General features: G+C 41.2%; 17 protein-coding genes. 6 read left to right on the top strand and 11 right to left on the bottom strand.

Annotated elements, in window-relative coordinates; all coding sequences use genetic code 11:
• Positions 1–114: 114 nt before the first annotated feature.
• The 8 genes from F955_RS06035 to F955_RS06000 all read right to left on the bottom strand — a co-directional run bounded on the left by F955_RS06035 (position 115) and on the right by F955_RS06000 (position 8,584).
• Complete coding sequence (locus F955_RS06035) at positions 115–777, bottom strand: DUF4116 domain-containing protein (RefSeq protein ID WP_004892416.1); 663 nt, start codon at positions 775–777, stop codon at positions 115–117.
• Complete coding sequence (locus F955_RS06030) at positions 777–1,844, bottom strand: AbrB family transcriptional regulator (RefSeq protein ID WP_026056739.1); 1,068 nt, start codon at positions 1,842–1,844, stop codon at positions 777–779. The genes F955_RS06035 and F955_RS06030 overlap by 1 nt, the downstream gene beginning before the upstream one ends.
• Positions 1,845–1,893: 49 nt before the next feature.
• Positions 1,894–3,393 (bottom strand): tripartite tricarboxylate transporter permease, encoded by a 1,500-nt coding sequence (locus F955_RS06025; RefSeq protein ID WP_004892411.1) that lies wholly within the window; start codon positions 3,391–3,393, stop codon positions 1,894–1,896.
• Between the two features lie 13 nt (positions 3,394–3,406).
• On the bottom strand, positions 3,407–3,853 hold the full coding sequence (locus F955_RS06020; protein WP_100222411.1) for a tripartite tricarboxylate transporter TctB family protein: 447 nt from the start codon (positions 3,851–3,853) through the stop codon (positions 3,407–3,409).
• 53 nt (positions 3,854–3,906) lie between these two features.
• Positions 3,907–4,965: a Bug family tripartite tricarboxylate transporter substrate binding protein gene (locus F955_RS06015; RefSeq protein WP_004892406.1), complete on the bottom strand. Its 1,059-nt coding sequence runs from the start codon at positions 4,963–4,965 to the stop codon at positions 3,907–3,909.
• 43 nt (positions 4,966–5,008) lie between these two features.
• Positions 5,009–6,154, bottom strand: a complete 1,146-nt coding sequence (gene tcuB, locus F955_RS06010) for a tricarballylate utilization 4Fe-4S protein TcuB (RefSeq protein WP_004892403.1) — start codon at positions 6,152–6,154, stop codon at positions 5,009–5,011.
• Positions 6,155–6,157: 3 nt separating this feature from the next.
• Positions 6,158–7,552 (bottom strand): FAD-dependent tricarballylate dehydrogenase TcuA, encoded by a 1,395-nt coding sequence (tcuA, locus tag F955_RS06005; RefSeq protein WP_004892401.1) that lies wholly within the window; start codon positions 7,550–7,552, stop codon positions 6,158–6,160.
• Between the two features lie 99 nt (positions 7,553–7,651).
• Positions 7,652–8,584 (bottom strand): LysR family transcriptional regulator, encoded by a 933-nt coding sequence (locus tag F955_RS06000; RefSeq protein ID WP_004892399.1) that lies wholly within the window; start codon positions 8,582–8,584, stop codon positions 7,652–7,654.
• A 437-nt stretch (positions 8,585–9,021) separates the two neighbouring features.
• Here F955_RS06000 and F955_RS05995 point away from each other — a divergent pair, with 437 nt between their 5' ends.
• From F955_RS05995 to F955_RS05985, 3 genes are all read left to right on the top strand, one after another.
• Positions 9,022–10,047 (top strand): IS30-like element ISAba125 family transposase, encoded by a 1,026-nt coding sequence (locus tag F955_RS05995; RefSeq protein WP_004994718.1) that lies wholly within the window; start codon positions 9,022–9,024, stop codon positions 10,045–10,047.
• A 435-nt stretch (positions 10,048–10,482) separates the two neighbouring features.
• A complete protein-coding gene (locus F955_RS05990) occupies positions 10,483–11,556 on the top strand; it encodes an aromatic ring-hydroxylating dioxygenase subunit alpha (protein ID WP_004892396.1) in 1,074 nt (357 codons plus the stop codon).
• A gap of 57 nt (positions 11,557–11,613) precedes the next feature.
• On the top strand, positions 11,614–12,555 hold the full coding sequence (locus tag F955_RS05985) for a PDR/VanB family oxidoreductase (RefSeq protein ID WP_004892393.1): 942 nt from the start codon (positions 11,614–11,616) through the stop codon (positions 12,553–12,555).
• Positions 12,556–12,663: 108 nt separating this feature from the next.
• Here F955_RS05985 and F955_RS05980 read toward each other — a convergent pair whose 3' ends face one another.
• The 3 genes from F955_RS05980 to mhpT all read right to left on the bottom strand — a co-directional run bounded on the left by F955_RS05980 (position 12,664) and on the right by mhpT (position 15,274).
• Positions 12,664–13,353, bottom strand: coding sequence for a GntR family transcriptional regulator (locus F955_RS05980; RefSeq protein WP_004892390.1), 690 nt, complete (start codon positions 13,351–13,353; stop codon positions 12,664–12,666).
• Between the two features lie 164 nt (positions 13,354–13,517).
• Positions 13,518–13,964: a MarR family winged helix-turn-helix transcriptional regulator gene (locus tag F955_RS05975; protein ID WP_004892388.1), complete on the bottom strand. Its 447-nt coding sequence runs from the start codon at positions 13,962–13,964 to the stop codon at positions 13,518–13,520.
• A 71-nt stretch (positions 13,965–14,035) separates the two neighbouring features.
• Positions 14,036–15,274 (bottom strand): 3-(3-hydroxy-phenyl)propionate transporter MhpT, encoded by a 1,239-nt coding sequence (gene mhpT / locus F955_RS05970; RefSeq protein WP_004892385.1) that lies wholly within the window; start codon positions 15,272–15,274, stop codon positions 14,036–14,038.
• 262 nt (positions 15,275–15,536) lie between these two features.
• Here mhpT and F955_RS05965 point away from each other — a divergent pair, with 262 nt between their 5' ends.
• The 3 genes from F955_RS05965 to F955_RS05955 all read left to right on the top strand — a co-directional run bounded on the left by F955_RS05965 (position 15,537) and on the right by F955_RS05955 (position 19,836).
• Positions 15,537–16,370 (top strand): p-hydroxycinnamoyl CoA hydratase/lyase, encoded by an 834-nt coding sequence (locus tag F955_RS05965; protein ID WP_004892382.1) that lies wholly within the window; start codon positions 15,537–15,539, stop codon positions 16,368–16,370.
• Positions 16,371–16,420: 50 nt separating this feature from the next.
• Positions 16,421–17,872, top strand: coding sequence for an aldehyde dehydrogenase (locus F955_RS05960; RefSeq protein WP_004892380.1), 1,452 nt, complete (start codon positions 16,421–16,423; stop codon positions 17,870–17,872).
• Between the two features lie 77 nt (positions 17,873–17,949).
• Positions 17,950–19,836 carry a feruloyl-CoA synthase gene (locus tag F955_RS05955; RefSeq protein ID WP_004892377.1) on the top strand — a complete coding sequence of 629 codons (1,887 nt, stop codon included), beginning with the start codon at positions 17,950–17,952 and terminating at the stop codon, positions 19,834–19,836.
• Positions 19,837–19,882 lie beyond the last annotated feature (46 nt).

The following is a 19,882-nucleotide window of genomic DNA, read 5'->3' as shown; positions in this document are numbered from 1 at the left end:
CCTGCATAAATGTTCTGGTTGTTCATCAAGATATTTAATAGAAGTTGGATTTTGCCGAATGGCATGAATTATTAATTTTTCATTTTTATTTTTATTTTTTAAGAATTTGATAAATTATGAATTTTTTCGAATTGCATCTAGCCAGACAGCTTCATGGCATTCTTTGACATATTGAATAACATAAGGTTTTTTCTTTAGCGCAAGTCTTAAAATATACTCGCTTTGATCATGAATATATTTAATTGCTTCTGGCTTTGATTTGACAGCTTCTTCATAAATTAAATCAGTGGGCTCAGGAATATATTGCAATGTATTTCCATCAGCTCGAACTGCTAATAGACATATTTCCTGAGTTTTATCGTGCACATACTTAATTGCATAAGGATTGTTAAAGACAGCTGTTTTACACAGGAATTCATTTTGTTGTTGAATAAATTTAAGAGCAAAACCATTTTGTCTAACTGCAGTTAAACACATCTCTGCTGTTGGATTATCAATATAGCGAATCGCTAATCCTTCATTTTCTAAAGCTTTTAGATATATTCGATGAGTTTTATTTTTGACATATTTGAGCGTATCACCACAGTTTGAAACAGCGAGTAAGCACATTTCATCATTTTGCACTTGTACGTACTTAAGCGCTCTAGGATTAGTTTTAACCGCCACTGTACACAACTGGATATCCTGATGAGGGATATATTTTAAAAGCAAGCCATCATGCTGTAGCTGATACACCCAATCTTTATATGAAATCCGTATATACACGTCACTATTCATCAGTGATCCATCTCCTGAGATTTATTCATAGATTTAAAAAGAAGTTGCAGGCTACGTTGATAAAAAAAACGAGTAGTTAAAATCACAAAAATCAGGCGTGAAAGCTGAAAAGCCACTACAATCGGCACAGCCAGTCCCAAGGCTTTCGCCATTAAGGACATTTCAGCAATTCCACCGGGAGATAGCCCTAGAATCAGAATCTGAGTATCGGCATGGCTTAAGCGAATCAATAGCAAGGCAAAAATAATAGACAATGCCAATGCCAATAAATTGAATAAAACAGTCAATCCGATAAATTTTTTACTGTTTTTTAAGAAACTAAATGGAAATTTGCTGCCTAACGACCAGCCAATACAGAGTTGCCCAAAGGCAATAAACCACTCTGGAAAGCGAAATTGTAAAATGCCAAAAAAAGACAAAAGACCAATGATCGTCAGTGGACCTAAAATCCAAGCATTAAGAAAATTAAAATATTGAAAGATTTTGCCTGTAAATAAAGCCAGTAAAAAAAGCAGCAGAACCTGATCAAATCCATAACGTTCAGTATCCTGCACGATCAGATCAGACCATTCGACCTGAAAATACAGTCCCATAAAAATTGGGACAAGCACTACCAAAATCACAATCCGCAGACTATGTGCAGCCACCACTTTATCGACCTGGGCATTGTATTGCTCGGCAATATTAACCATTTCACTGGCACTGCCAATTGCTGAAGAAAACCATGCAGTGGCCCAGTCCAGTTTATTGATCCGATATTGCAGCACTGCCAACATGGTACCCAGCACCAGCGACCACAGAATACCGAGCAGAATGAAGCCCCAATACGCAGAAATAGCTTGTACCAAGGCTGGGGTAAAATATAGACCGAGTGCCATACCAATAATAATCTGCCCTCCTTTACGCCAGTGAGAATGGCAGGACAATGGCTTTCCAACACTTCCCATGAATAATGCAGCCAGCAACGGCCCGAGTAGCCATGGCAAAGGAATATGCAGATATTTCGCGAGTATTGCCCCAAGCAGAGCAATGGCCAATCCTTTGGCATTTAACATTATTGTTTTCATAATCCTAAGCAATAATGATCAGCACAAACTGATCATTATTATTGTCTAGTTAAGCTTGATGCTTTTTGATGAACAGGTATTTACGTACTACTGGAAGAATCAGTAACAATGCTGACATCAACCAAAGTCCCATGCTGATATTACTGCTCCACAAGATGCTGAGTTCACCTTGAGAAATAGATAACGCACGACGTAGATTCGACTCCATTAACTCGCCTAAAACAAAGCCAAGAATTAGCGGTGCCAATGGGAAGTCAAATTTTCTTAATACATAACCCGCTACACCTAAGCCCATGCATAGCAATAGGTCGAAGATATTGGAGTGAATGGCGTAAACACCAACAAAGCTCACTGTCGCAATAATCGGAATCAGAATGTAGCTTGGCACACTTAACATACGGGCAAAGAAGCCAACCAATGGAAGGTTTAAGACCAGCAGAATAATGTTACCGATCATTAGAGATGCGATCAGTGCCCACACCAATGTTGGCTGTTCACTAAATAATTGTGGGCCAGGGGTAATGTTATACATCATTAACGCACCCATCATGACCGCAGTTGTTCCTGAACCAGGTACACCTAAAGTCAGCATTGGTACAAATGAACCACAAGCTGCTGCATTGTTAGCGCTTTCTGGCGCTGCCAGACCACGTAAATCCCCTTTACCAAACTGACTGTTGTCACGTGCCATTTTACGTTCAGTGGTATAGGCCATCGCACTTGCTACAGTTGCACCTGCGCCTGGTAAAATTCCAGAGAAGAATCCGATCAGAGAGCCACGAATAATGGTAGCCAATGCGCTAAAGAATTCTTTGACGTTAAATAATGAGCGTTTACCTTGTTTCAGCACAACTTTGCCAATCGTAGTACGTTCTAGCATCAATAAAATTTCGCTAACACTAAATAGGCCGATCACCAAAGTAGTAAAGGCGATACCATCACTAAGACCAACACTATCAAAAGTAAAGCGATATACACCGGTAATGGCATCCATCCCAACGGTTGATAGCGCTAAGCCCATCAGCGCCATGATTAGGGTTTTAAATGGCTGCGTACTCACCAGACCAGTTAAGCAGACAATGGCAAACACCATCAATGCAAAGTATTCTGCTGGTCCAAAGGCAATCGCCCATTTCGCCAATAACGGTGCAAACAATACGATTCCAATAAAAGCAATCGTACTCCCAATAAACGAACTAACGGAGGACAGTGATAATGCAATGCCTGCTTTACCTTGCTGTGCTAGCGGATAGCCATCCAGGGTGGTCATAATCGCGCCAGCATCACCCGGTACGTTGAGTAGAATTGCAGAAATACGACCACCATATTCACAACCTAAGTAAACTGCTGCCAAGAGAATTAAAGCACTGTCTACAGGTAAGCCGAGCGCATAAGCAAACGGTAACAGGATGGCTACACCATTGATTGGTCCTAAGCCCGGTAATAGACCGACAATCGTACCAATAAATGCACCGATAAAAGCAATAAGAAGATTTTGTGGTTGTAAGGCAACTTCAAATCCCATCATTAAAAAATTTAATATATCCATATCGTTGTCATCCTTAACCGAAGAATCCGAGTGGTAATGGCACGTCTAGTACACGGTCAAACAGGTAGTAGGTACACATACTGAGAACCAGACCTGTGATTGCCACTGGAATGGTTTTGCCATTAAAAAGCTTGCCCACTGCAATGGTCATGAGTAAGGTCGCAACGATAAAGCCGAACCCTTCAAAAATAACTGCATATACGGTCAAGGCCAGTACACACAGCACTAGCTTGCCCAGCAAATGCTTGGTCCATCCCAGTTCAACCGGTTCAAACATGATGGCTGGACGTACGGTCAGATAGACTGCACTTGCTGTAATTAAGCCCATTAGTAAAATTGGAAAGGCTTTGGGTCCTACTGGATCGTAGGAAATTGGAGCTTCAAAACTGCAAGCATAGATCAGTAAAAATAATCCGCAGACCGCAATGATGCCCGTAAGAATACGTTCAGATTTCATCATCTACCCTCAAAACAAAAACTGAGCTGAAAATGGTTTTCAACTCAGTTCTTTTGTTATTTTGACAATTTATATTCTTCAGATAACTGACGCATTTCCGCAGTCTGCTTATAGACATAAGCAGTCAGTTCTTCACCGGTCAACTCGAATGGCAACAAGTCTTGATTTTCACGTACTGCATCGAACTTCTGGTTAGCCATCATTTGATCAAAAGCATTTTTCCACCAGTTAAAGGCTTCATCACTGACTTTTGGACCCATATAGAAGCCACGAATTACAGGCCATTCCAGATCATAGCCCTGCTCTTTTGCAGTTGGTAGCTGAGAGAATTTACCTTCTAAACGTTTGTCAGAGAAAACAGCCAGAATTCGGATATTACCTGCTTCGAGGTGAGCGCCTACTTCACTGACATTCCCCACACCCACCTGAATATGTTGACCAAGCAGCGAAGTCAGGACTTCACCACCACCTTCAAGTGCCACAAAGCTCATATCAGCAGGGTTCACACCAGCTTTCTTCGCCAGAATGGCAGTTTGCATCCAGTCCTGGCCGCCTACACTACCTGCCCCCCCAAAGCTGATTGCTTTTGGATTTTTTTGCAGGGCTTTCATTAAGTCGTCCAGCGTTTTTAATGGTGAATCTTTATGTACAGAAACCAGACCATAATCTACGGCCACACCAGACAGCCATTTCACGTCTTTTTCAGTAAAATTACCGAATTTCCCTTGTGCCAGGTTCAAAAGTGAACCAGTAGAAAATGCAATCACCGCGTTATTATTTGCCGGATCGTTATTCACAATCTTGTTATACGCGACTGCTCCGACACCGCCCGGCATATAAGTCACACGCATCGGGTCTTTTAGGGTTTCAGTCTGTTTAAAACCTGACTGAATAAGCTTACAGGTCATGTCAAAACCACCACCTGGTTTGGCTGGAGCAATACATTCAGGGCGCTTTGGCTGACCAGGATCTTTAGATGCATTGCCAGTGCCGCATCCTACGACTGCTAAACTGGCGCATGCGACTGCAATTAATTTTAGATTTTTCATGATTGTTACTTCCTTATAACTTACTTGTTGTCCATTTAGGTTTTTAAATCTCTTACCTATAGCCATCATCGACCTCCATGGTCCTGTTCTGGTTTGGGTGTTTAAATCTTTACTTAGTTTTTGCACGATGTTTTGCAACACGCTCTTCGACTGCAAATTTTAATAAGGCCGCACTGCGGTAGAATCCATGGGCAAACTTGCCGAAAGGAATAGTCAGGAAGAAGGTCATTACGGTAGCCAAGTGGATAATCAGTAATAAAGCCATCGCTGAAGTATCACGGAAAGCCAATAAAGCCAGGCCAGTAATACTGATCAGCAGCAGTAAGAAGATAAAACCGCGATCTATTGGTTTCTGTTTTGCATCACCATGCAAAGGATGACGTTTGATATTCAGATATAGAAGGCCAATTGGACCAATCACCAAACCTAAGCCACCTAGTGTTCCCAGAATGACAGGCAAGCTGGTGTAACCATACGGTGCCTGTAAACCTAAGAAGTAGTGATAAAGTGTCGCAACACTGGTCGCAGCGAAGCAAAGTAAGAAGCCATACATAGTGAAGTGATGGAAAATACGACGGATCTGGGTATAACGATCATCTTCTTCATTACAGCCTTTACCATGTCCACCATCCAGATATTTTAGCGTTAGTACATTTTTAGAGGCTTGTAGAATATCTGGTTGTGCCACACCTTCTGGAATAATTTTTGAAGTCTGTCTCCAGAATTTCGCAATCCCTAAACCGAGTAGAATGAATGCCACAATAAATACTGAGCCGAACAACACTGCCAAGAAGTTATGCGGAAAAATCGCATAGAAATTACCTTGGTAGCGACCGAATAAATCAGTACCATTTAGCCAAACACCACCCAACATGAGCAAGAAGAAAAGCACAGACATTGCAGAAACCAATGGAATACCGGTTTTCTTATAAATTGAGCCAAAAGAAGCAGGTACTGCAAATTCCTGATAGGTTTCCAGACGGACTTGCGCCATCGCTTGTGGAATATTCACACCAAATTCATGTGGCGGTGCATACTGACAGGCATGCAGACAGGCACCACAGTTATGGCACAGATTAGCCATGTAGTGAATATCTGCCTGAGTGAACTCAAGACGTTTCGTCATGGCAGGGAATACAGCACAGAACGTTTCACAATAACGGCAGGCATTACAAATCTGCAAAGCCTGTTTTACTTGTTGTTCATTATCGGTTAGCTGCACTACAGGAATTAAAGTCTTTACATTTGCATTCATATTTTAAACTCCCTGCTTTAATGCAGCTTTTGCCGCATTTTTACCAGCAATACGTCCAAAGGTTGTGCCAATCGACATGCCTACACCTGCGGTATATCCTTGGCCCAACACATTCCCTGCCATCATTTCGCCTGCTACATACAAGTTGGGACTTGGTTTATTATTAAAACGTACTGCCGCATCGTCTTCGACTTTCAATCCTAGGTATGTGAAAGTAATCCCCGGACGTAATGCATAAGCATAAAATGGTGGCTGATCCAAAGGCACAGCCCAGTGAGTTTTAGCTGGTGTCAGGTTTTCGGTATGACAGTTGTCGAGAACAGTATGGTTGAATTCGCCTTTGACACAAGCCTGGTTATAGTCCGCGACGGTTTTAGATAGTGTTACAACATCTAGATTGAGTTTTTCAGCAAGCTCTTCAATCGTATTCGCTTTAGTGCCTTCAAATACAGGTGGCATGAAACGCCCCACTGATTTTGAATCAATAATCGAGTAGGCAATTTGGTTCGGTTGTTTGGCTACCAGGCGTCCCCAGATCGCATAACGTTTTGGCCAGAAGTCCTCGCCTTCATCATAAAAGCGTTCGGCATTTTTATTCACTACAATGCCTAAAGATACGCAATCAATTCGTGTACAAATGCCACCATCATAAAGCGGTGCACGTGCATCAACAGCAACACAGTGCGATTGTGATGGATCACCGATAATATCGGCTCCTTGGTCGATCATGAATTTCAGCAAGTTACCCTGGTTGAAGCGTGTACCACGGATAATAAAGTTGTCCGCGGGCCATTCACCATTTTCGTTCTGACCCCATGCTTCTTTCAACCATTCGCGATTTGACTCAAAACCACCTGCAGCCAAAACACAAGATGCACCTTCAAAGCGCGTACCATCTTCTGCCACGACAGATTTAAATACACCTTCTTCAATAATCACTTGAGTAATTTTAGTGTTATAGCGAATCTCTACCCCTAGATCTTGAGCACTTCTGAAATAGGCATTAACCAGGGCTTTTCCGCCCCCCATAAAGAAAGCATTGGTGCGTGCCACGTGCAAAGCCCCTGATAAAGGTGGCTGAAAATTTACACCATGCTTACGCATCCAGTCACGACAGGTTGCAGTTGAACGAATAACGAGACGAGCCAGATGCTCATTAGTTTTACCAGCAGTAACTTTTAATAAATCCTGCCAGTATTCTTCTTCAGGATAGGCATCAATCAGCACGTCCTGAGGTGCATCATGCATACAACGTAAATTACGTGTGTGCTGTGAGTTTCCACCTCGCCATTCTTTGGGAGCTGCCTCCAAAAGCAATACTGAAGCACCCGCTTCTCGTGCAGTGAGTGCTGCACATAATGCGGCATTCCCACCGCCAATCACAATTACATCATGCATTCGATGTCTTCCCTTTCGAATTTGATGCAATTTAAGACTAAAAATAGGGATTTCAGTGATAGGCTGAATTTAAATAGGTGTTTAATAAAATTAAATAGGCTAAAAGTCTAATAGTTCTGCACCTGACCATAAACCTTTATTTATTAATTCCTTAACACAAATTTTTATTGCAACTTTGGTGGCAAGACTTGCTGGAGAAAGTTCTTCTTCTGAAATACTAATTAAATAGTTGATTCTGGCAAGTTCTGGTTCGACTACTTTCAACAAGCAAATATCAGATTTAAGATAATCGAAGTGAGCACTCACAGGCTGAATCGTAGCCATATTTAAGTGACTGACACAGTTCATCAGTAAATGCAGTCCATCGACCTCATAATCAACATCTAATAACTCTACTTTCTGGTCTAAGAACTTACGTAAACCATGTCTTTGGCTAGGTAAAACGAGTGGTAAACGGTTTACTCTTTCCAAATCAATTTGGCCGTTTTGAATACAATTTTCTAAATCATGTTGTTGTAATAAGGCTCTGTTAGCCATTAAAAACATTTGTTCTTTTAATAAAGGCTGAACAGACCAATTGGCATCTACGTCCTGTGTAAAAATAATAGCAATATCAAGTTGTCTTGAATTGACAAGATTGGTGAGGTTTCCAGATAAGCTTTCCACTAAATGAATCTTGATATCCGGATAGCGTTCGGACATGAGTTGCATAAATGGTATGCCCAGTACAGATGCAATACTTGGTGAAAAGCCCACGCTTACATGACCTGTTAGACGAGAGGAATGCGCGGCCTCAATTGCATACTGTACATGACGTAATGATAATTGCGCTTGCTTAAAAAAAGCTAACCCTGCTGGAGTAGGTGTAACCCCGGTAGAAGTACGGCTTAACAGGCGGGTACATAGCTCATCTTCCAGTTTAGCAATTTGCTGACTTAAAGCAGATGTTCCAACATCTAGTTTTTGTGCAGCTTTGCCCAGGCTTCCAGACTCTACAATTGTGATAAAGTATTTTAGCTGTTTTAATTCCACTCATTTCCCTTGATACGTTTTAATAGCAATATGTTAGGTAGATACAATATACGGTGTAAACCTACTCAAGAGAATGATAAAAAAGAGGTATTGAAGTTTTAGATATTCATCTTTTTTACTAATGCTGTTTATTTTTTGAGTCTGTAAGACTGATAATTAATTTAGGCATCTTTTTACAGTATCCTAAAACGCCTTCGGATATTATCGGACAACAGAAAAATATAAGTTATTAATTTTTAATAACATTAGGATTAATTCGAATGTAATCAAACAAGGAGATGGTGCGCTCAGCGCGCATAAGAATGAAGTTTTATCTTTTTGATTAATAAATATAAAAAATTAATTCTTAACAGCATATACCATAAAAAATACCGTATAAATATGGCAGAGTAAAACTTGAAGTGCGACATAAACCACCTAATTAATTTAAAGGGTTTATGGAGTATATAAAATTGTCATACCATCATCTTAACTTTGAAGATCGTACTGCATTAATGCTTGAGTCAAGAAAAGAAGGCTTTTCAGCCAGAAAATTTGCTGAACTCATTAAAAGACATCCTAGTACGATCTATCGTGAGCTTAAAAGAAATAGCATCAATGACGTTTATCAAGCTCGATATGCTTCTGATAACACCTTCGCTAGACGTAGACGTGGTCACAGAAAACTCAAAATCGATTCAATCCTCTGGAAATTTATTGTTGAAGCGATCCGTTGTTTATGGTCTCCTCAGCAAATAGCAAAGCGTTTAAAGACATTTCCTGATTTGGATCAAACAATGAATGTAAGCCATACAACGATTTATTCAACGATACGAGCATTACCAAAGGGTGAGTTGAAAAAAGACTTATTATCCTGTCTGCGTCATGAAAATAAAAAGCGAAAAGCTAACGGTGAACCTAAAAAAGATTCTATATTACAGGATATTAAAACTATTCATGAGCGCCCAGCCGAAGTTCAAGAAAGAAAAATACCGGGTCATTGGGAAGCTGATTTAATTAAAGGTAAAGACAATAAAAGTTCGATAGCAACACTTATTGAACGAAATACACGGCTCTGTATCTTGGCAACATTACCTGATGCAAAGGCAGAATCAGTGCGCAAGGCTTTAACTGAAGCTCTGAAATATTTACCTGCAGAACTGCGTAAAACGTTGACCTATGACCGTGGACGCGAGATGTCAGAACATAAAATACTCGAAGAAGATTTAGGCATAGATGTATATTTCTGTGACCCACATTCACCTTGGCAAAAAGGCACATGCGAAAATATGAATGGTTTAATTAGGCAATATTTACCTAAAGGGATTGATTTAAATCAGGCAGATCAGCATTATTTAAATCAAGTTGCCATGTCACTGAATACTCGTCCTAGAAAGGCGTTAGATTGGCTTACACCATTAGAGAAATTTGCTCAGCTTGTTGATTATCATATGGCTTTTGAAACTGTCGCACCTCATGTTTGAATTCGCCTATTATCTATTTTATATCTTACTTATTGATTGCCCCCCTGCATGAGTTTTCAGGCAATCGGAGTATCTATACAAGATCACAATCACTTGCAAATCGTCATAATAATACTAGGTAATAATAAATAGTTCTTACTACAAATTTTGCAATTACACTATTTCCCTTTACAGGAACGTCTTAAATAGCACTCTCCCATGCTTCACACTCGGCAGAATCCGTAATCTGCTCAAGATAGCAACTATAAAAAGTTTAAACAATTTTTCACAAGTCGTATTTCTTAAAGAAACTAGTTACGCATCAGTAAATCATAAAAGCAGATTTTACCCCTTAATATTATTAATGGATCCAATTTATACTTTTATTGTACATTTTATATTGACTATTCGCATCAATAGTCATAAATTGGATCCAATTGATAAGGAGATCAGAATATGTTCATTAAAAATGCTTGGTATGTGGCAGCGCGTCCTGAAGAAGTTATGGAAAAGCCATTAGGTCGTCAGATCTGTGGTGAAAAGATGGTGTTTTATCGTGGTAAAGAAAATAAGGTCTATGCAGTAGAAGACTTCTGCCCACATCGCGGTGCTCCACTATCTTTAGGCTTTGTAGAGGATGGCAATCTGGTTTGTGGTTATCACGGCTTAGTTATGGGCTGTGATGGCAAGACAGTTGCTATGCCTGGACAGCGTGTTCGTGGTTTTCCATGTAACAAGAGTTTCAGTGTCATAGAGAAATTCGGTTTTATCTGGGTGTGGCCAGGTGACCAGTCACTTGCAAGTGAAGATCAGTTACCTGAACTTGAATGGGCAGAGAATCCTGAATGGGCATATGGTGGCGGATTGTTCCACATCAATTGCGATTATCGCCTGATGATTGACAACCTGATGGATCTTACTCATGAAACTTATGTTCACTCAGCCAGTATTGGACAAAAAGAAATTGATGAAGCAGCACCTACTACTCGTATAGATGGGGATCATGTCATTACAGAACGCCATATGGAAAATATCTATGCACCTCCATTCTGGCAAATGGCATTAAGAGGCAACAATCTGGCTGATGATGTTCCGGTAGACCGCTGGCAGATCTGTCATTTCTTTGCGCCAAGTAATGTTCATATTGAAGTTGGCGTAGCACATGCAGGTAAAGGTGGCTATCAGGCAGCTGCCGAGCATAAAGTATCTTCTATTGTGGTGGACTTTATTACGCCTGAAACAGAAACCTCTCACTGGTATTTCTGGGGTATGGCCCGTCACTTCCAGCCAGAGAATGCGGAACTGACAGATCAGATCCGTGAAGGACAAGGCAAGATTTTCTCTGAAGATCTGGACATGCTGGAACAGCAACAACAAAACCTGCTCCGCTATCCTGACCGCAAGTTGCTGATGCTGAATATTGATGCAGGCGGAGTGCAAGCACGCAAAGTGATTGATCGTCTGATTAGCCAAGAACAGGTTAACGAGATTGCAGGCAAAGAGCAGATTCCGTCAGTCACGCTTGGTTAAATAGTTAAAGTTTTAGAACAGTATTTTGATTTTTTAAATTTTAGGAGCGGCACTCACATGGAAGTGACCATTCATCAGATCCATCAACACAATTCTCAAATAAATTCATTTGAGCTCATGAGTTGTAATGGGGAGCCTCTACCTCCTTTTAAAGCAGGTGCCCATATTGATGTATATATGGGCGAAGGCTTAATACGCCAATATTCCTTGGCGAATTGCAGCAGTGAACAGCACCGCTATGTAATTGGTGTACTGAATGATCCAAACTCACGTGGTGGCTCACGCTTTATGCATGAACAGTTACAGGTGGGGCAACGCATTCAGATTAGTGAACCCCGTAACCTGTTTGAGCTGAATACAGAGCTTGAACATGCAGTCCTATGTGCAGGCGGGATTGGGATTACACCAATTCTGGCAATGGCCAAAGAGTTAAAACGACTGAAAAAATCTTTCAAACTGTTTTACTTTGTTAAAACCCGTTCGGCAGTGGCTTTTCATGAGGATCTCAATCTTCTAGGTGATTCAGTTCATCTGCACATTGATGATGAAGCCGCCACACATTGCAACTTACTAAGTGCGCTTGCTCAGTCTGACTTAGCACATCATGTTTATGTATGTGGTCCACAAGGTTTTATGGATTTCGTGATCCAGACTGCCCAACAGCAATCCTGGCCTGAGACGCATATTCATAAAGAACACTTTAGTGCTCCAGCAATTGATACCAGTGAAGATGGTAGTTTCAATATTAAAGTTAAAAAAACCGGCCAACTGATCCATGTTGCACAAGACCAAACAGCTGTACAAGCACTTGAAGCTGCTGGGGTAAGTATTCCTGTTTCTTGCGAACAGGGTATTTGTGGTACCTGTTTAGTGAAGGTAGTAGAGGGTGAAATTGACCACCGGGATATGTATTTAACTGAAGAAGAACAGGCGGCACAAGATCAATTTACTCCATGCTGCTCGCGTGCAAAATCTAAAATGCTAGTTATTGATCTTTAAAAAATAAAAAACTGCTATCTCATTAGAACTAGCAGTTTAATCTTTCTCCACTTTCCACCCTTCTGCACCCTCAGAAGGGATTTTTTTATTTAAAGAAAAGGCTTAACCTTAGGAATGCGCATGTGAATTAAAAATAGAACGCATCATATCGCCCAGAGTGACTACATGGCTATGTTCACGCATCAGACTCTCTGCTCGTGCTGAATCACGATTTTTTAAAGCATTGAAAATGGCACAGTGTTGAATATGGGCATGATGCAGACGGCGAATTTCTGAGAGGGGATTATTTTTATCATAAGTTAAGGCTTGGGCAGAAGCCATGGGTAGCTGATTATTCTTACTCAGAGCCTGCACAATAGCGATATTATCTGAGCCTTGAATAATCGTATTATGAAAAATGGTATTGTAATAATGATAGATTTCAATATCCTCATTACTTAGTTCAGTTTTTTTAAATATTGGCTCTATTTGAGTAATGCACTGCATTAGCTGATCTTTTTGCTGCGTACTTAGCCCTTTTTCTGCCAGTTTTTTTGCTGCCAGGCCTTCAAGCACTCCTCGCACCTCAAGTGCATCCTGAATCAACTTGGGAGAAATTTCTCTAACTGTATAGCCGCGGGTTGGATTTTTTAATAATAATCCTTCTTGCTCAAGCAGTTTAAATGCCATACGCACCGGTTGACGTGAAACTCCAAGCATTTCTGCTGTTGGAATTTCAGCCATGCGAGCACCGCCCGGAATTTCACCTGAAATAATCATTTTTCTAAGTTCAATCAGTACTTGCTGACCTGATGACATGGACTTACTCATTTATAATATGTGTACTGATGCTACCGGGTGCATGAAAATAATTCAACAGAAGTCATGAAGATCCTATTCAGCTTATTAAGTTATTGCTTCCTCAAGAATAGACATTGAAAAGTAGCTAGACGAACTCAAATCCGACCTGATGATATAGAAAATTATCCTTCCTGAAAATGCTGTAAATTAATGGCCATGATTTCAAGATTATTCCTGATCAAAAAGGCCAGATTAATATCCACGCCTTTTAGCATCGTTTGTTCCAGTTCCTGAACGACTGCCCGACACTCACTTAATTTATTTAACCCTGCTTGAGTGACATTGACAAGAATACGACGACCATGAGAGGGATCCGATTCCTTACTAATCCAGCCGCTACTTAATAAATCCTGTAGAATTTTATTAGTCGATTGGGGTTTGATAAAAGAACGCTCCGCCAGTTTGGCATTGGAGAGATTTCCTTTTGCTGCGAGTACTGACAATGCCGTGAACTGAGGCAAAGTAATATCTAAAGGCTTTAGGCGTTCATTCAGTAATTTACTGATAATACGATCAACACGAGCTATCATATAGCTCAGGGTTGGCAGTTGATTTAACTGATGTTCCATAATACTTAATTCAACCTTAAATTCTAACCATTAAAAAGTATGGCCAATTTGGCCATACTTAAGTCATCACATTACTGAGTTTGAGTTGATGTATTTAATACAGGGACCTGCCGTGAAACTTTTGATTTACGGACCAAAAGTAACGCTGCGATCATTGCCATTAAAATCAGTGGAATACTTGCACCAATGACCATCGCTGAACTTGAACCGAGCGATAACAGCATACCTGCGAAAAGAGGCCCGGCAAAAGAACCAATTCGACCAACTGCAACTGCTGCACCAACCCCTGTTCCACGCATTTCAGTTGGGTAGAACATGGCTGCAAGACCATACAGTGCAGACTGACCACCGACAATAAATAGACCACATCCGACAGCAGATAATACAAGTAATGCCACGGTTGGTGAAATAGCCAGACAACACAGCGAGACTAGGATACCAATGTAAATCAGTTTGACCGTAGTACTCATTCGAATTTTATCTAGCAAGACGCCCATTAAAATCGAACCAAATATACCGCCAATATTATAGCCAATCTGAACATAGTTTGCTTCCGTCTTACCTAGGCCTTGTGCACCCATTAACAGAGGTAACCAGTTGAGCAGGAAATACAGCACCACAAGGGTAAAGAAGAAACTGACCCAGATCTGAATGGTAGAGAAACGACGTTCTTTGGCAAACAGCACTTCAAAGAATGGTGTCGAAGTTTTTTGCTGCGCTGCTGTCAAATAGTCTTTCGATTCAGGTAAGAATTTAATTAATAAAGGAATTAATAAAATCGGGGCAAAACCACCGACATAGAAGATATGCCGCCACTGCGCATCACCTGCAAGTGCCATCGCGACAAATGAGGTCAACATACCGCCAAATGGAATACCACTGTACATAATACTGACAGCAATCCCTTTATGTTTCTCCGACACAGCTTCCGATGCCATAATAATCATCATTGGCAATGCACCGCCCATCCCAAGACCGGTCAAGAAACGAATAATCAGTAACAAGGTATAGTCTGCTGCATAGGCGGTTAACACCGACATAACACCAAAAACTAAAATACTTGTTAACAAAACTGCTTTACGCCCGATTTTGTCTGCAAACCGTCCACCAATGATTGCGCCTGGTAAGGTTCCCAAAATTGCTGCACTAAATGCCCATGCCATTTGGGCATTGTCCAAGCCAAACTCCGCTCGCATCCGTGGTGCTGCAACGCCCATCGATTGAAGATCAAAACCTTCAAACACTGCAATTGCAAAACACAATACGAGTGTAAGCATAGCTTTACCTTTGCTACTTACACTATTTTCCATTCGTTATTGTCCTTTTAGAATTTTTTAATTCATACACTTCCCATGTATTGCTTTCCGTCCTAAGCAATTCAAAAAATATCACCTAAACTTACAATTTAATCAATATGTATTTTTATATTTTTACAATTAAAATATTTATTTTATTAAATTACATAGGCTTATAAATTATTTTTAAAAAATGCAAAATAAGACTTGAATGTAAGTTTAACTGATATTAAATTAAATCCTATCAGGACATAAAACGAACATTAAGGAGCAACACATGTCTTATCAAAACCGCTGGGAAACCGTTGATGTACAAGTTGATGCAGGTATTGCATGGGTTACTTTAAATCGCCCAGAAAAGAAAAATGCAATGAGTCCAACACTCAATAAAGAAATGATAGATGTACTTGAAACCTTAGAACTTGACCCTGCAGCGAAAGTACTTGTTTTGACTGGCGCTGGTGATTCATGGACAGCGGGTATGGATTTGAAAGAATATTTCCGCGAAGTTGATAACCAACCGGAGATCTTCCAAGAACGTATTCGCCGTGATGCATCTCGCTGGCAATGGCATTTACTTCGTTTCTATTCAAAACCAACAATTGCGATGGTAAACGGTTGGTGTTTTGGTGGTGGCTTCTCTCCTCTGGTTGCCTGTGATCTTGCCATTGCTGCAGACGAAGCTACTTTTGGTTTATCTGAAATTAACTGGGGCATCCCACCAGGTAACCTTGTAAGCAAAGCAATGGCGGATACAGTTGGCCACCGTACTGCGATGTACTACATCATGACTGGCAAGACCTTCTCAGGTGTTGAAGCTGCCAATATGGGCTTAGTCAATAAAAGTGTTCCACTTGCTCAACTTCGTGCTGAAGTAACTGAACTTGCCAACAACTTACTTGAGAAAAATCCAGTTGTACTGCGTACTGCGAAAAATGGTTTCAAACGTTGCCGTGAACTAACTTGGGAACAAAACGAAGATTACTTATATGCAAAACTGGATCAATGTAATCATCGTGATGATGAAGGTGGTCGTGAACAAGGTCTGAAGCAATTCCTTGATGACAAGTCAATTAAGCCAGGTCTTCAAGCTTACAAACGCCCTGCTTAAGCAGTATCAATTCACATTCGTCATGATGGACATGTAAGGAAACATTCGCCATGCAAAACGTACAGTTACTTATTCACGGTCAATCCGTTGCAGCAAGTTCAGGACAAACTTTTGAAAGAATCAGTCCGATCGATGGCTCAGTTGCTTCAATTAGTGCTGCTGCAACTTTATCGGATGTTGATCGTGCGATTGAATCCGCACACGAGGCATTTAAATCATGGTCTGCCCTTTCTCCAACAGACCGTCGTTTAAAACTGCTTAAAGCGGCCGACCTGATGGATCAAAAAACTGAACAATTTATTCAGACTGCGATTCATGAAATAGGTTCAACTGCAACGTGGTATGGTTTTAATGTTCACCTTGCAGCCAATATGCTACGCGAAGCTGCAGCTATGACCACACAAATTGATGGCAGTATTATTCCATCAGATGTACCGGGCAACATGGCGATGGGCATTCGCGTACCCTGTGGTGTTATCGTCGGGATGGCACCATGGAACGCCCCTGTGATTCTTGCCACACGTGCATTAGCTATGCCTCTTGCCTGTGGTAACACTGTGGTCCTTAAAGCATCTGAAGCATGCCCTGCAACACATCGTCTGATTGGTGAAGTGTTACATGAAGCAGGGATTGGAGATGGGGTAGTCAATGTCATCACTCATGCGGCCCAAGATGCCCCTCAAATTGTGGAACGCTTAATTAGCCACCCACTAACCAAGCGTATTAATTTTACCGGTTCAACCCATGTGGGCCGGATTATTGCTGAAACAGCAGCAAAATATTTAAAACCGGTCCTGCTCGAACTTGGTGGAAAAGCACCTGTAATTGTGCTTGATCAGGCTGACCTAGATGAAGCTGTTAATGCCGTAACCTTCGGTGCTTTCTTTAACCAGGGTCAAATCTGCATGTCCACAGAACGCGTCCTTGTAGATGAAAAAATTGCAGATATCTTTATCGAAAAACTCGTGGCGAAAGTCAAAACTATTCGCGCTGGCAATCCACTTGAGAGTGATGCTCCTCTTGGTGTGTTGGAAAGCTTAAAAGCAGCTGCACGTATTGAAAAGCTAATTGAAGATGCACGTGAAAAAGGTGCAAATTTACCACTCGATTTGGACATTGACGGTGCTATCATGCAACCTACGATCGTGGTCGATGTCACTAAAGAGATGCAGATTTATGCCGAAGAATCGTTCGGCCCTGTCTGCACAGTACAACGCTTTAAAACAGTTGATGACGCCGTAGAATTGGCAAATGATTCTGAATTTGGTTTATCTGCAGCTGTGTTTAGCCAAGATTTAGCACAGGCGCTTGCCGTAGCAAAACGGATTGAATCCGGTATCTGCCACATCAATGGCGCGACTGTACACGATGAAGCACAAATGCCGTTTGGTGGTGTAAAACAAAGTGGTTATGGACGATTTGGCAGTAAAGTCTCTGTTGCTGAATTTACCGAATTACGTTGGGTGACTATACAAACCAGCCCACGTCACTACCCGATCTAACGAAAATACAAAGAGTTGACATGAGGTCAACTCTTTTCATGGGAAAAGAATAGATAAAAATACATGGAGTAATAACAATGGCACGCGTGACAGTTCAATCGCATAAATATCCTGAACGTTTTGTTAAATTAGGTAGTCATGAAACACATGTTGAATATAAGAATGACGTCTTATACATTTCTCCCAAAGAACAACTTAAGCCTTATCCGCAAAAATTGACCGATCGTTTATTACAGTACGCAGAAACATACCCAAACCGTGTCTTCGCTGCTAAACGTGATAGTTCAGGTCAATGGATTGAACTGACATATGCCGAAACAGCAAATCGTGCATGGCGTATTGCACAAAGTTTAAAACAATATTCACATTTATCGACTGAACGTCCTATCGTCATTTTATCTGGTAACGATTTGGAGCATCTCACCCTATCCATGGGGGCAATGCTTGCAGGGATTCCTTTTTCCGCGGTTTCCCCAGCTTATTCTTTAATTTCCAAAGATTTTGGCAAACTCAAACATATCTTTGATGCTCTTACACCTGGTTTAGTTTTTGCCAATGATGGGGATGCTTTTGCGACTGCCATTGAGCACTGCCGTAATGCTGATGATATTGAAGTAGTCACTTCATCTGGTCAGTGTGGTAATCAAGCATGTACTTCCTTTGCAACACTGCTTGATTCTGAAATCAATGATATCAAGGCTCACTATGCCACGATTGATGAACATCAAATTGCCAAATTTTTATTTACCTCTGGTTCAACCAAAATGCCAAAGGCAGTGCCGACCACACATTTGATGCTCTGCACCAATCAGCAAATGTTGCTGCAAACTTTCCCAGAATTTGAAGATACACCACCGATTTTGGTCGATTGGTTGGCATGGCATCATACCTTCGGGGGGAGCCATAATGTCGGAATCGCACTTTACAATGGCGGCACGATTTATATTGATGATGGCAAACCGGTGCCGGGGAAAATGGAAGAAACTATTCGTAACCTGAAAGAAATTGCACCAACGGTATATTTAAATGTACCGAAGGGTTGGGAAGAAATCACGGTAGCACTTGAACAGGATGCTGAACTCCGTGAAAAATTCTTTAGCCGTGTCAAAGTGTTGTTTTTTGCTGGGGCTGCGCTATCTGAAGCAGGTTGGAACCGTCTAGATCAGATTGCACAAGCCCATTGCGGTGAACGCATCCGTATTATGAGTGGCTTAGGCATGACAGAAACCGCGCCATCTTGTGTATTTACTACAGGTCCTAAAGTCATGGCAGGCTTTATTGGCTATCCAGCGCCGGGCTGTGAAGTCAAACTGGCACCATGTGGCGATAAACTTGAATTTTGTGTTCGTGGCAAAAATGTCATGAAACATTATTGGCGTCTGCCTCAAGAACAACAAGCTGGTATTTTCGATGAAGAAGGGTTTTACCGTACCGGCGATGCTGTAAAACTTGTTGATCCAAACGACCCAAGCCAAGGCCTTATGTATGACGGACGTATTGCCGAAGACTTTAAACTCAATACTGGCACCTTTGTTAATGTGGGCACCTTACGGAATAAAGTCCTGATTAATGGCAATCTGCTTATTCAAGATGTCTGCATTACCGGTTCTAACCTGAATGCGATTGGTTTTCTGATTTTCCCGAAACTTTCAGCTTGTGCTGAATATGCAGGTTTAGATCTTAAACACACGACGGCCCAAGAAGTGTTGAGCCACCCTAAAGTGCAGCAATGGTTTAAACAATTTCTGGTGGACTTCAATAAAGATGCTACTGGCAGTTCAAATACCGTATCAATGCTGTATTTAATGACAGAAGCTCCACAGCTGGATGCCGGAGAAACCACTGATAAAGGTAACTTAAATCAGAGTGGCATTTTAAAACGTCGTGCTGCCATGGTGCAGGAACTCTATGAGAAACATGTCAATAATCCACTGATTATTCGTATTCCAACCCTTAAACAATAAGCCCTTACCCTGAGTTTAGCAGCGCTTTTTATAGCGCTGCTTGGGC

It is taken from the genome of Acinetobacter schindleri CIP 107287, from assembly GCF_000368625.1.
In the GTDB taxonomy this organism is placed as follows: domain Bacteria; phylum Pseudomonadota; class Gammaproteobacteria; order Pseudomonadales; family Moraxellaceae; genus Acinetobacter; species Acinetobacter schindleri.
Note: the sequence above shows the minus strand (reverse complement) of the source record. Positions and strands in the feature narration are given on the sequence as shown.

Bases quoted from the DNA above. Each gene is read 5' to 3' on its own strand.
- F955_RS06035 (WP_004892416.1), bottom strand. From the start codon at position 777: ATGAATAGTGACGTGTATATACGGATTTCATATAAAGATTGGGTGTAT.
- F955_RS06030 (WP_026056739.1), bottom strand. From the start codon at position 1,844: ATGAAAACAATAATGTTAAATGCCAAAGGATTGGCCATTGCTCTGCTT.
- F955_RS06025 (WP_004892411.1), bottom strand. From the start codon at position 3,393: ATGGATATATTAAATTTTTTAATGATGGGATTTGAAGTTGCCTTACAA.
- F955_RS06020 (WP_100222411.1), bottom strand. From the start codon at position 3,853: ATGATGAAATCTGAACGTATTCTTACGGGCATCATTGCGGTCTGCGGA.
- F955_RS06015 (WP_004892406.1), bottom strand. From the start codon at position 4,965: ATGGCTATAGGTAAGAGATTTAAAAACCTAAATGGACAACAAGTAAGT.
- tcuB (WP_004892403.1), bottom strand. From the start codon at position 6,154: ATGAATGCAAATGTAAAGACTTTAATTCCTGTAGTGCAGCTAACCGAT.
- tcuA (WP_004892401.1), bottom strand. From the start codon at position 7,552: ATGCATGATGTAATTGTGATTGGCGGTGGGAATGCCGCATTATGTGCA.
- F955_RS05995 (WP_004994718.1), top strand. From the start codon at position 9,022: ATGGAGTATATAAAATTGTCATACCATCATCTTAACTTTGAAGATCGT.
- F955_RS05990 (WP_004892396.1), top strand. From the start codon at position 10,483: ATGTTCATTAAAAATGCTTGGTATGTGGCAGCGCGTCCTGAAGAAGTT.
- F955_RS05985 (WP_004892393.1), top strand. From the start codon at position 11,614: ATGGAAGTGACCATTCATCAGATCCATCAACACAATTCTCAAATAAAT.
- F955_RS05980 (WP_004892390.1), bottom strand. From the start codon at position 13,353: ATGTCATCAGGTCAGCAAGTACTGATTGAACTTAGAAAAATGATTATT.
- F955_RS05975 (WP_004892388.1), bottom strand. From the start codon at position 13,964: ATGGAACATCAGTTAAATCAACTGCCAACCCTGAGCTATATGATAGCT.
- mhpT (WP_004892385.1), bottom strand. From the start codon at position 15,274: ATGGAAAATAGTGTAAGTAGCAAAGGTAAAGCTATGCTTACACTCGTA.
- F955_RS05965 (WP_004892382.1), top strand. From the start codon at position 15,537: ATGTCTTATCAAAACCGCTGGGAAACCGTTGATGTACAAGTTGATGCA.
- F955_RS05960 (WP_004892380.1), top strand. From the start codon at position 16,421: ATGCAAAACGTACAGTTACTTATTCACGGTCAATCCGTTGCAGCAAGT.
- F955_RS05955 (WP_004892377.1), top strand. From the start codon at position 17,950: ATGGCACGCGTGACAGTTCAATCGCATAAATATCCTGAACGTTTTGTT.